This is a genomic window from Ramlibacter sp., from assembly GCF_035706265.1.
Classification (GTDB): Bacteria; Pseudomonadota; Gammaproteobacteria; order Burkholderiales; family Burkholderiaceae_C; genus Ramlibacter.
The window spans coordinates 19,826-30,585 of sequence record NZ_DASSVG010000344.1 but is presented as its reverse complement, the minus strand read 5'-3'; the positions used below and the strand labels follow the sequence as shown (position 1 = coordinate 30,585).

The window sequence follows — 10,760 nt, the reverse complement described above, 5'->3', positions numbered from 1 at the left end:
CGCGATGAACCACCCGCGCAAGGGCCTGCTCGGCCTACCGCACGCACGGCGCAGCGCTGCGTCACGCTTCGTGAAGGACCGATCGCCCGTCCTCCCACACTGCAGGCGCAGGACGGGTTTGTCCGCCTCCGGAAGTAAAGGAGGAGGCGCGGGCGCGCTGTCATCACAGGTAACGGTTCCCATCCGCGCCGGGGGACATGGAGGAGACGGACAAACCCCCTCCGGGCCGGATCAGACGTCAACTCCGCTGCGCGCCTGCGCGAGGGCTGACCGCTTCAGCGCTGCGGCATGTCCTTGGCGGAGAAGCCCAGGCTCACCGTCGCATCCTGGGGGATCGGTGGCATCGTTTCGTTCCACGCTTCCCACGCGTCGCGCAGCGCCGTCAGGCGCGCGGGCTCGCGCCCGGCCAGGTTGGCGCGCTCGCGTTCGTCGGCGGCGAGGTTGAACAGGTAGTCGTGCCCGTCCACCCGCAGGTACTTCCAGTCGCCGTCGCGCAGCGCGCGCTGGCCGCGGTGGTTCATGCGCCAGTGCAGCGGCCGCGCGAAGGTGTGCGCCGGCTCGCGCAGCACCGGCGCGAGCGAGACGCCATCGAGCGGATAGGCCGCGTCCGCTTCCGCGCCGGCGAGCTCCAGGATGGTCGCGGTCCAGTCCATCGTCATGCACTGCTGCACGCTCATCTGGCCGGGCCGGATCTGCGCCGGCCAGTGCGCGATCCACGGCACGCGGATGCCGCCTTCGGTGAGGTCCATCTTGCCGCCCACCAGCGGCCAGTTGTCGGAGAAGCGCTCGCCGCCGTTGTCGCTGGTGAAGACGACCAGCGTGTCGCGTTCCAGGTCCGTGCGGCGCAGCGCTTCCATGACCCAGCCGATGCCTTCGTCCATGTGGTGAATCATGCGGCGGTAGGTGTGGATGTTGCCGCCGTGCAGGTGGAACAGGTTGTCCTTCACGTCGGGGGCCAGCGCGGCGTCGTCGCGCGTCTCCCAGGGCCAGTGCGGGGCGGTGTAGTGCAGGCTCAGGAAGAAGGGCGCGCTTTGCGGATCCTGCGCCATGCGTTCGATGTAATCGACCGCGCGGCGCGAGAGCAGGTCGGTGAGATAGCCTTCCTCGGCGCACTCCTCCTCGCCGCACCACAGGTCGGGCTGGCCGGTGAAGCCTCGGTGGGTGAAGTAGTCGACGCCGCCGGACATCGGGCCGAAGTACTCGTCGTAGCCGGATCGCAGCGGGCCGAAATGCGGCGGGTAGCCCAGGTGCCACTTGCCGAACAGGGCCGTGCGGTAGCCGGCGCGCTTCAGCAGCGAGGGCAGGGTGGGGTGTTCGGGCGGCAGGCCCAGCGTCGGGCTGCCGCGACTGCGGCTGTTGATCGGCTCTTCGGCCGCGCCGCGCAGCCGGTACTGGTAGCGGCCTGTCATCAGTGCGAAACGCGTGGGCGAGCACACCGGCGAATTGGCATAGCCCTGCGTGAAGCGCAAGCCGTTGGCCGCCAGCGCATCGAGCTGCGGCGACACCGGCCCGAACTCCGCGTCGCGGCCGCCGTAGCATCCCAGGTCCGCGAAGCCGAGGTCGTCGGCGACGATGAAGATCACATTGGGGCCTTGCGCCATCATTGCACTCTCGTTGCGTTCACGCCGACCACTTTGCCATAACGCATGGGTGACACCGAAGACTCAGATTCCCACGCATCCGCCTGGCTGGCGGCGCGCGGCTGGCAGCCGTTCGCGTTCCAGCGCGAGGTGTGGCAGGCGGTAGCGCAGGGCCGCAGCGGGATGCTGCATGCGACCACCGGGGCCGGCAAGACGTACGCGGTGTGGCTTGGCATGCTCGACGCGCTGCTGCAGCGAAGCAGGCAGCGCGGGGCCGGCGGCAGGAAATTGGAATCTGACCCCAATTCGGGGAGGTTGGCGGCTGATCTCTCGGTCATCTGGCTCACGCCGATGCGCGCGCTGGCGTCGGACACGGCCAAGGCGCTGGCGCAGCCGCTGCACGACCTGGCGCCGAAGTGGACGATCGGGCTGCGCACGGGCGACACGCCGACGGCCGAGCGCGCCAAGCAGGACCGGCGCATGCCCACCGTGCTCGTCACCACGCCGGAGTCGCTCACGCTGATGCTCACGCGCGAGAACGCGCGCGAGGTGCTGGCCGGCGTGCAGTACGTGGTGGTGGACGAATGGCACGAGCTGATCGGCAGCAAGCGCGGCGTGCAGGCGCAGCTCGCGCTGGCGCGGCTGCGGCGCTTCAATCCGCGGCTGGTCACCTGGGGCCTGAGCGCGACGCTGGGCAACCTGGAGCAGGCGATGCACGTGCTGTGCGGGCCGGCGGAGGATCCGCCGCCGCGGCTGGTGCGCGGCCGCATCGACAAGACGCTCATCATCGACACGCTGCTGCCACCCGACCCCGGCAAGTACACCTGGGCCGGCCATCTCGGCGCCGGCATGCAATTGCCGGTGGTGGAGGAGATCGCGCGCTCCGGCACCACGCTGGTCTTCACCAACGTGCGTTCGCAGGCGGAGATCTGGTACCAGCTGCTGCTGCAGGCCCGGCCGGAGTGGGCCGGCAGCATCGCGCTGCACCACGGCTCGCTCGACAAGGGCACGCGCGAATGGGTGGAACAGGGCCTGAAGGAAGGCAGCCTGCGCGCCGTGGTCGCGACTTCCTCGCTCGACCTCGGGGTGGACTTCCTGCCGGTGGAGCGCGTGCTGCAGGTCGGCTCGGCCAAGGGCGTCGCCCGCATGATGCAGCGCGCCGGCCGCAGCGGCCATGCGCCGGGGCGCCCGAGCCGCGTCACGCTCGTGCCCACCAATACCCTGGAGATCGTGGAGGCGGCGGCCGCCCGCCATGCGGCCCAGGCCGGCCGGGTGGAGCAGCGCGCGGCGCCCGACAAGCCGCTCGACGTGCTGGTGCAGCATGTCGTGACCGTGGCGCTGGGCGGCGGCTTCCGCGCCGACGACCTGTTCGAGGAGGTGCGCAGTGCCTGGTCCTACCGCGGGCTCACGCGCGCCGAATTCGACTGGGTAGTCGCCTTTTGCGAGCGCGGCGGCGACAGCCTGGGCGCCTATCCCGAGTACCACCGCATCGTGCCGGATGCGGAAGGCGTCTACCGCGTGCCGGACCGCGGCGTGGCCAAGCGGCACCGCCTGGGCGTCGGCACCATCGTGAGCGACGCGGCCATGCACGTGAAGTACCTCACCGGCGCCAGCATCGGCACCATCGAGGAGGGCTTCATCGCCCGCCTGCGGCCCGGCGACTGCTTCTTCTTCGCCGGCAAGCTGCTCGAATTCGTGCGCGTGCGCGAAATGGCCGCCTACGTGCGCAAGGCCACCCGCAACAAGGGCACGGTGCCGGCCTGGATGGGAAGCAAGATGGCGCTGTCGGCCGAATTGAGCGAGGCGGTGCTGGAGTTGATGCAGGGCGCCGCGCGCGGCGAGTTCCCCGATCCGGAGTTGCAGGCCGCGCGCCCGATGCTGCTGACGCAGCAGCGCCTGTCGAAGATTCCTACGCCCGACACGCTGCTGGTGGAAACGTACGAGTCGCGCGAAGGCCAGCACCTGTACCTCTATCCCTTCGCCGGGCGCAACGTGCACCTCGGGCTGGCGAGCCTGCTCGCTTGGCGGCTGGCGCGCGAGCAGCCCAATACCTTCAGCATGTCGATCAACGACTACGGACTGGAGCTGGTGAGCGCTTCGCCCTTCGACATCTCGCCGGTGACGAGCCAGGCGATCTTCTCGGACGAGAACCTGCTGCACGACGTGCTGGCCTCGCTCAATTCGGGCGAGCTGAAGCAGCGGCGCTTCCGCGAGATCGCGCGCATCGCCGGCCTGGTCTCCACCGGCTATCCCGGCCAGCCGAAGAGCGCGCGCCAGCTGCAGGCCTCGAGCGCGCTGTTCTACGAGGTGTTCCGCAAGTACGACGCCGGCAACCTGCTGTTGAACCAGGCGGAAAACGAAGTGCTGGGCCAGGAACTGGAGCTCGCGCGCCTGGCGGCCACCCTGCGCCGCATGCGCACCAGGCAGGTCGCCTTCGCGCCGCTGCGGCATCCGAGCCCGATGAGCCTGCCGTTGATGGTGGAGCGGTTCAGGGAGAAGCTCAGTACCGAAACGCTGGCGGCGCGGCTGGAGCGCATCCTGCGCGACATGGAAGCCGACGTGGGCGCCTGAGCCGCGCCGACCTACACGCGTTGCCGCCCTGGCCCGACCGCGCGCGCTCGCGCCGATGCCTACAGTCGAACCAGACAGTCCGGGAGTTATCGAATGAAGTCAGGATGGACGAGAGCGGCTGCGGCCGCCTCCGCGCTGCTGGCCCTGCTGGCGCTGGGTGCCTGCGGCGATCGCGTGGAGAACGACGAAATGCCGCTGGCGGAACTGCATCCCAGCGTGGAGATCAACCGCCAGGGCATGAAGGGCGCCGCGGACGCGAGCCAGGCCCAAGGCGTGGAGCACGACACCGTCGCCATGGGTTCGGCGCCGGACACGGAGTCGTCGCGCTGAGGCTAATGCGCCGGGTGACTCGGAGCGCCCACGCGCGTCTCGCAGATCACGTCGTGCACGTAGCGCAGCTTGTCCAGCGCACCGGGTGACAGCGCGAAGGGGTAGGCATCTTCCTGCCCCAGGCTGCGGTTGAGGCTGTTCACCAGCAGCGTGACCGGCACCCATTGCTCCACCAGCGCATCGAAGTCGGGGTTGCCCGTCTCCAGCGGGTTCACCACTTCTTCCACCTCCAGCTCCTGCCCCGGGATGCGCAGGCGCGTCTGGTAGGACGCCGCGGTCTCCAGCAGGTCCACCATGTGCAGGTAGTGCGCCCAGGTCTCGGCCCAGTCTTCCCACGGATGCGAGCTGGCGTACTGGCTGACGTAGTGCTCCTGCCATTCGGGCACGCTGCCGCCGCGCGCATAGTGCGCCTGCAGCGCCTGCTGGTAGTCCTGGCGCTCGTCGCCGAACACGGCGCGGAAGCCCTCGGTGCGGCCGCCCTCGTCGATCAGGCGGTCCCAGTAGTAGTGGCCCGACTCGTGGCGGAAGTGCCCGAGCAGCGTGCGATAGGGCTCGTGCATCTGCTCGCGCCGGCGCACGCGCTCGGCGTCGTCGGCTTCGGCCACGTTGAGGGTGATCACGCCCTGCGCGTGGCCGGTCATCACCGGCTGCCCCGGCAGGTCGGCGAGGAATTCGAAGCTGGGACCGTCCGCGCTGCCGCCCGGGGGCGTGGGGTTCAGGAGGCCCAGGCGGGCCAGCGTGTAGAACAGGCGCCGCTTCGCCACCTCCAGCCGGTACCAGCGCAGCGGGTTGTCCGGCACCGAGAGGTCCGGCAGCACGCGGGTGAGGCGGCACGAGACGCACAGTTCATTCGGGTCCTGCGCCGGCACGGCGAAGTTGCACGCGTTCTGCGTCGTGTGGTTGTGGCACTGGCGATAGCGCAGCCCCGAGGCCTTCCTGCCGCGCGTGCGGGGCCGCCACAGGCCGGCATCGCCCTCCTGCACCTCCTCGATCGCCGCCATGGCCAGGCGGTCCGGCAGGAAGGCCAGCGCGCTGCCGCACTGCAGGCACTGCACGTTCTCGAAGAAGATCGGATGGCCGCAGAACTGGCAATGGAAGGTCTTCACCCGGCGTTCCCCCCGCAAACGAAAAAGGCAGGCGCGCCCGCCGGCGGCCTGCCCGTCGGGCGGGCGTCGCGCCCGCCGCCCGGCGTGGTCAAGGACGCACGACGAGGTTGTTGCGCACGACGCGCACGCCCTTGGTCGTCGCGGCGATGCGGCCGGCCTGGTCCTTCTCGGCCTGCGACTTGGCGAAACCGGACAGCGCCACTTCGCCATTGAGCGTGTCGACGTTGATGGAGAGGCCGCCGGTGGTCTTGTCCTCGATCAGCTTGGCCTTCACGGCGGTCGTGATCGCGCGGTCGTCGACGTACTGCTCCGCGGTGGTCTGGCCGCGCATGACGGCGCAGCCGCTGGTGACGAGCGTGAGCCCGGTGAGGATCGCCAACGCGATGGTGCGGGTCTGCTTCATGTGAACTCCCTTCCTGGACGAGGATGTTTTGCTGGTGCGGCCGGAAACCTGGATCCGCGGGAGGCCGCACCGGTGCTCCCGCGGGGGATTCATGCGTCACGGCGGAGGCCGGTCGTTGTCCTTGGGATAGTCCGCCGCCGACATCGCCGCCATCAGCAGGTGCGACAGCTGCGAGGACTTCAAGAGGGCCACGATCAGCGTGGTCAGCGAGATCAGCCGCCACGGGCGCGCGAAGGTGAGCGCCGCGCCCGCGGCCGCGGAGATCGCCAGCAGCTGCATCGGCTTGCGCCGCGCGTAGCTGCGCATCAGCGGCGTCGCGAGGTCCACCGCCATGTGCGCCGGGTGGTAGTGCCACCAGGTGCGCACGGCGTGCTGCAACCGCCCGAACCAGCCGCCGCCGCCGGCGTAGGGCGCGTCTTCCTCCGCGGCGAAGGCCGCGTACGGATCGCCGTAGCCTTCGGGCGGCTCCTCGCGCGGGTCGTGCCGGCGCTGGCGCCGCGCGATGTGCTCGAGGATGGCCTGGCGGCTGCGTGCCAGCTTGTCGCTTGCCTCGCTCATGACCTGGCGCTGACCGCGCGCAGCGCCTGCGCGTCCGCATCGAGCTGGTGCTTCAGCTCCGTGAAGGCCTTCTCGGGCAGCGGCCTGCGGGCCACCGAGAAGCCGACGGCCGCGATGGCGAGCGCGATGCCGGGCACCACCAGCAGCGTCCAGTGGAACGCCGCCAGCGTGGCCCCCAGCATGATCGCCACGCCGGCGAGGATCAGGAACACCAGCAGGGAGAACAGCGTCACCGCCCATGCGACGGCCCGCTTCGCCACTTCCTTGCCCACCGAGGAGGCTTCCTCGCGCATCAGCGAGGCATAGCCCGCGACGTGCTCCATCACCAGTTCAGGCTTGGTGATCAGCACCGAGAAGATCGGATGCACCATGGGGGACGCGCCGCCGGGTCAGAACCAGGTGTCGCGGTCTTCGCGGTGGCGCAGCGCGATGATCAGGCCCGCCACCGCGGCGCCGACCGCCGCGGCGATCAGCGCCGATTTCATCGGATGCTCGGTGACGTAGCGCGAGCTGGTGCGGGCATAGTCGCCCATGTAGCGCTGCGCCGCCGAGGCGCGCTCGGACATGCCGCTGCGCAGGTCCTTCATCGAGGCGCTGGCGCGGTCCAGGGCCTCGGCCGCCATCTTGCGAGTGCTGTCCAGCGTGGCATGCATATCGTTCATGTGGTCCTCTCTTGTGATTTGATGGGGATGCCTGACTAGGGCTTGCGCTTCCGGCTGGCGACGAAGGCGACGAGCGCGAGGACCACGAAGACGAAGAACAGCAGCTTCGCGATGCTGGCGGCTCCCGCCGCAATGCCGCCGAAACCCAGCACCGCCGCGATCAGCGCGATGACCAGAAAGACGACGGCGTAATGCAACACAGGTGACTCCCAGCAAGCCTTCAGCACAGGGCACGCAGGCGATTCGTGCCTGCGGCTAGCTTAAGGATACGCGCCGACGCCGAGTTCAGGGGGCGGCGTGAACGGCTGTCATCGGCCCGGTAGGTACGAATGTAGGAACGCTCCGACACCCATTGGGGCGAAGGTTCACACTGTTTCCGGCAGTGTCGAGGGCGCCCGCGTCGTCGCCTTGGGCAGGCTCGCCAGCACGCGCGTGCCCTGGCCGGGCTGCGACTGCAGCGTGAGGCGGCCGCCGGCGGCTTCCACCCGGTGGCGCATGCCCGCCAGCCCGTGCGTGGAAGGCCGGGTGCTGCGCACGTCGAAGCCCTTGCCGTCGTCGCGGATCTCGACCTCGACGTGGTTGCTGTACTCGCGCACGCCGATCTGCACCTGGCGCGCTTCGGCGTACTTGCCCACGTTGGTGAGCGACTCCTGCACGATGCGGTAGACCGTGAGCTGCGTCGACTCGTCGAGCTGCACCGGCTCCAGGTTGCTCGCCACCTCGATGCCGGAGCGTTCGGAGAATTCGCGCGCCAGGATCTCCAGCGCCGCGGTGAGCCCCAGGTTCGCCAGCGAGGAGGGCCGCAGGTCCTCGATGATGCGGCGCTTCAGCGCGATCCCGCTGTTGAGCGCCTCGGTCAGGTGCTGCAGCCGCTGGCTGACCTCGGGCGCCTGCTGCGGACCGAGCCGCGACTTCAGCCGCGCCACATCGAGCTTGGCCGCTGTGAGCAGCGCGCCGAGCTCGTCGTGCAGCTCGCGTGCGAGGTGGCCGCGCTCTTCCTCGCGCACCTGCTGCAGGTGGGTGGCGAGCTGCGCCAGAGACGCGGTGCGCTCGCGCACCTGCGTCTCCAGCAGGTCGCGCTCCTGCTGCAGCGCGGACTGCTGCTGTTCGCCGGCGAGCTTCAGGCGGGTGGTCTGCCGCAGGTACAGCGCGAACGCCACCAGCGCCGCCACGGCGACGATCGCGATGCCGGCGCGGGCGAGCCGCAGGCTGCGCTCCACCTGCTCCTGCGCCACGTCCATGCGCTGGCTGGCGCTCTCGATCAGCCGTGCGGCCTGCTCGCGGATCGCATCCATGTGCTCCTTGCCCACGTCGGTGAGCAGCACGGATTTCCAGGCCTCCTCGTTGCCCTGCTTGCGCATGCGCACCGACAGGTCCATCTCGGCGAGCTTGCGCTGCACGTTCAGCGACAGCGCGTTCATCGTGCCCGCCTCGGACGAAGCGGGCGCATAGGTGCTGCGCAGGCGGTCGAGGTGCTGGCTGATCTGGGCGACGGCGGCGTTGTACGGCTCGAGGTAGCGCGGGTCGCCCGTGAGCAGGTAGCCGCGCGAGCCCGTCTCGGCATCGAGCACGTGCTGCAGCAGCGTGTTCACCGCGTTGCGCGTCCTGGTGTATTGCTCGATGCGGTCGAGGGCGGCGGACGATTCCTTGTAGCCGGTCTCGTTGATACCGATGAGCATCAGCGCCGCGAGCGCGGCGAGGATGAGGCTGATCGCACCGCGGCGGGAGCTGAAAGATGCCAGCAGTTTCACCCTAAGCACTCAGCGTTGTGCATAAAATCCGCGCACGTCATGACTCAAGGGTAGGCCATTTCCTTCCGGAAGTGGGGCACAATGAAACGCGCTTGACGTGGAAGGTGAAGCATGATCAAAGTGGGCATTGTGGACGACCACGCCATTGTGCGGTCGGGCCTCAAACAGTTCTTCTCCGAACAGGTGGACCTGCGCGTCGTCGGCGAAGCGGCGAGCGGCCGTGAAGCCATCGACCTCGTGCGCACCACCGAGATGGATGTCCTCGTGATGGACCTGTCCATGCCGGGGCAGAGCGGCATCGATGCGCTGGGCATGATCCGCGCGAAAGCACCCGACGTCGGCATCCTGATCCTCTCCGGTTATCCCGAAGAGCACTACGCGATGAACCTGATCCGGCAGGGCGCGAGCGGCTACCTGAACAAGGAATGCGAGCCGATGGAGATCGTCAACGCGATCCGCACCATCGCGCTCGGCCGCCGCTACATCTCGCCGGCCGTGGCCGAACTGCTCGCGCAGCAGCTCAATCGCAAGGAAGGCGGCGCGCCGCACGAGCAGCTCTCGGAGCGCGAGTTCCAGGTGTTCCTCAAGCTCGCCAAGGGCGAGACGGCCGGCGACATCGCGAAGGCGCTGTCGCTTTCCGTGAAGACGGTCAGCACGTACCGCACGCGCCTGATGGAGAAGATGAACCTCTCCTCCAACAGCGACCTGACCTACTACGCGCTGAAGAACAAGCTGATCGACTGAGTCGCGGCCGGGCCGGCTGTAGGCAGGGGATGACGCGTTGCACGGCCGCAGGCCGACTGACGCGTTGTCCGCCGCGTGGAACACTGCGTGTCACGGGGACATCGCTGTCGTCCCCCCCGAGGTGATTCCAATGAAGCTGTTCGTCCAATCCGCCATCGTCTTCTTCGGCACGCTGCTCGCCGCAGCCGTCGTCGCCCTCGGGGAGCCCGGCAACGCGGAAGTGCAGATGGCCTCGCAGACGGGATCCTCGACGGCGACGGTCGTGGCCCTGTTGGGCCTCGACGAATAAGCGCTAGGCCTTGACGCCTGCGCCGCATACGGCGCAGCCCGGGTCGCGCCGCAAACGCATCTCCGTCCATTCCATGCTGCGGCCGTCCAGCATCTGCAGGCGGCCCGCGAGCGATGTCCCCACACCTGCCAGCAGGCGCAGGGCTTCGGAAGCCTCCATCGCGCCGATGATGCCCACCAGCGGCGCGAACACGCCCATGGTGGCGCAGCGCGTCTCCTCGAACTCCTGGTCCGGCGGGAACACGCAGGCGTAGCACGGGCTGTCCTCGCGCCGGGGATCGAACACGCTGACCTGGCCGTCCATGCGGATGGCCGCCCCCGACACCAGCGGCTTGCGGTGCGCGACGCAGGCGCGGTTGAGCGCCTGCCGGGTCGCGAAGTTGTCGCAGCAGTCGATCACCACGTCGGCGCTGGGCACCAGTTCGTCGAGCAACTGCGCATCGGCCTTCATTACCAGCGGGCGCACCAGCACCTCGGGGTTGATCGCCGCCACGGCCTCGCGCACCGACTCCGCCTTCGGATGGCCCACGCGTTCGAGGTTGTGGGCGATCTGGCGCTGCAGGTTGGTGAGGTCCACGGCGTCGTGGTCGACGATGGTGATCGTGCCCACGCCCGCCGTGCCGAGGTACAGCGCTACCGGCGAGCCAAGGCCGCCGGCGCCGACGACCAGGGCGTGCGACTGCAGGAAGCGCTCCTGTCCTTCCACGCCGAGTTCGTCGAGCAGGATGTGGCGCGAGTAGCGCAGGAGCTGGTCGTCGGTCATGACG

General features: G+C 69.3%; 13 protein-coding genes. 4 read left to right on the top strand and 9 right to left on the bottom strand.

The window, feature by feature from the left end; translation table 11 throughout:
* Positions 1-275: 275 nt before the first annotated feature.
* Positions 276-1,601 carry a sulfatase family protein gene (locus tag VFM98_RS12710; protein WP_325110292.1) on the bottom strand — a complete coding sequence of 442 codons (1,326 nt, stop codon included), beginning with the start codon at positions 1,599-1,601 and terminating at the stop codon, positions 276-278.
* A 45-nt stretch (positions 1,602-1,646) separates the two neighbouring features.
* Between VFM98_RS12710 and VFM98_RS12705 the strand changes: the two genes are divergently transcribed.
* A complete protein-coding gene (locus VFM98_RS12705) occupies positions 1,647-4,151 on the top strand; it encodes a ligase-associated DNA damage response DEXH box helicase (RefSeq protein ID WP_325110288.1) in 2,505 nt (834 codons plus the stop codon).
* A gap of 93 nt (positions 4,152-4,244) precedes the next feature.
* Positions 4,245-4,481: a hypothetical protein gene (locus VFM98_RS12700; protein ID WP_325110287.1), complete on the top strand. Its 237-nt coding sequence runs from the start codon at positions 4,245-4,247 to the stop codon at positions 4,479-4,481.
* Positions 4,482-4,483: 2 nt separating this feature from the next.
* On the opposite strand, the gene VFM98_RS12695 is transcribed toward VFM98_RS12700, so the two are convergent.
* The 7 genes from VFM98_RS12695 to VFM98_RS12665 all read right to left on the bottom strand — a co-directional run bounded on the left by VFM98_RS12695 (position 4,484) and on the right by VFM98_RS12665 (position 8,952).
* Positions 4,484-5,587 carry a putative zinc-binding peptidase gene (locus VFM98_RS12695; protein ID WP_325110286.1) on the bottom strand — a complete coding sequence of 368 codons (1,104 nt, stop codon included), beginning with the start codon at positions 5,585-5,587 and terminating at the stop codon, positions 4,484-4,486.
* A gap of 88 nt (positions 5,588-5,675) precedes the next feature.
* Positions 5,676-5,990 carry a BON domain-containing protein gene (locus tag VFM98_RS12690; protein ID WP_325110285.1) on the bottom strand — a complete coding sequence of 105 codons (315 nt, stop codon included), beginning with the start codon at positions 5,988-5,990 and terminating at the stop codon, positions 5,676-5,678.
* A 96-nt stretch (positions 5,991-6,086) separates the two neighbouring features.
* Positions 6,087-6,548, bottom strand: coding sequence for a hypothetical protein (locus VFM98_RS12685; protein WP_325110284.1), 462 nt, complete (start codon positions 6,546-6,548; stop codon positions 6,087-6,089).
* A complete protein-coding gene (locus tag VFM98_RS12680) occupies positions 6,545-6,919 on the bottom strand; it encodes a phage holin family protein (protein WP_325110283.1) in 375 nt (124 codons plus the stop codon). The genes VFM98_RS12685 and VFM98_RS12680 overlap by 4 nt, the downstream gene beginning before the upstream one ends.
* 18 nt (positions 6,920-6,937) lie before the next feature.
* Positions 6,938-7,210, bottom strand: a complete 273-nt coding sequence (locus VFM98_RS12675; RefSeq protein WP_325110282.1) for a hypothetical protein — start codon at positions 7,208-7,210, stop codon at positions 6,938-6,940.
* Between the two features lie 35 nt (positions 7,211-7,245).
* Positions 7,246-7,410, bottom strand: coding sequence for a DUF1328 domain-containing protein (locus VFM98_RS12670; protein WP_325110281.1), 165 nt, complete (start codon positions 7,408-7,410; stop codon positions 7,246-7,248).
* 165 nt (positions 7,411-7,575) lie between these two features.
* The gene (locus VFM98_RS12665; RefSeq protein ID WP_414709019.1) at positions 7,576-8,952 is read right to left on the bottom strand and encodes a CHASE3 domain-containing protein; all 1,377 of its coding nucleotides are present in this window, start codon (positions 8,950-8,952) and stop codon (positions 7,576-7,578) included.
* Positions 8,953-9,072: 120 nt separating this feature from the next.
* On the opposite strand from VFM98_RS12665, the gene VFM98_RS12660 reads away from it, so the two are divergent.
* Positions 9,073-9,705, top strand: a complete 633-nt coding sequence (locus VFM98_RS12660; RefSeq protein ID WP_169418000.1) for a response regulator — start codon at positions 9,073-9,075, stop codon at positions 9,703-9,705.
* A gap of 130 nt (positions 9,706-9,835) precedes the next feature.
* Positions 9,836-9,994, top strand: coding sequence for a hypothetical protein (locus tag VFM98_RS12655; protein ID WP_325110280.1), 159 nt, complete (start codon positions 9,836-9,838; stop codon positions 9,992-9,994).
* Between the two features lie 3 nt (positions 9,995-9,997).
* Here the strand turns inward: VFM98_RS12655 and VFM98_RS12650 are convergent, their stop codons facing one another.
* Positions 9,998-10,756, bottom strand: a complete 759-nt coding sequence (locus tag VFM98_RS12650) for a molybdopterin-synthase adenylyltransferase MoeB (protein ID WP_325110279.1) — start codon at positions 10,754-10,756, stop codon at positions 9,998-10,000.
* Between the last annotated feature and the right edge of the window lie 4 nt (positions 10,757-10,760).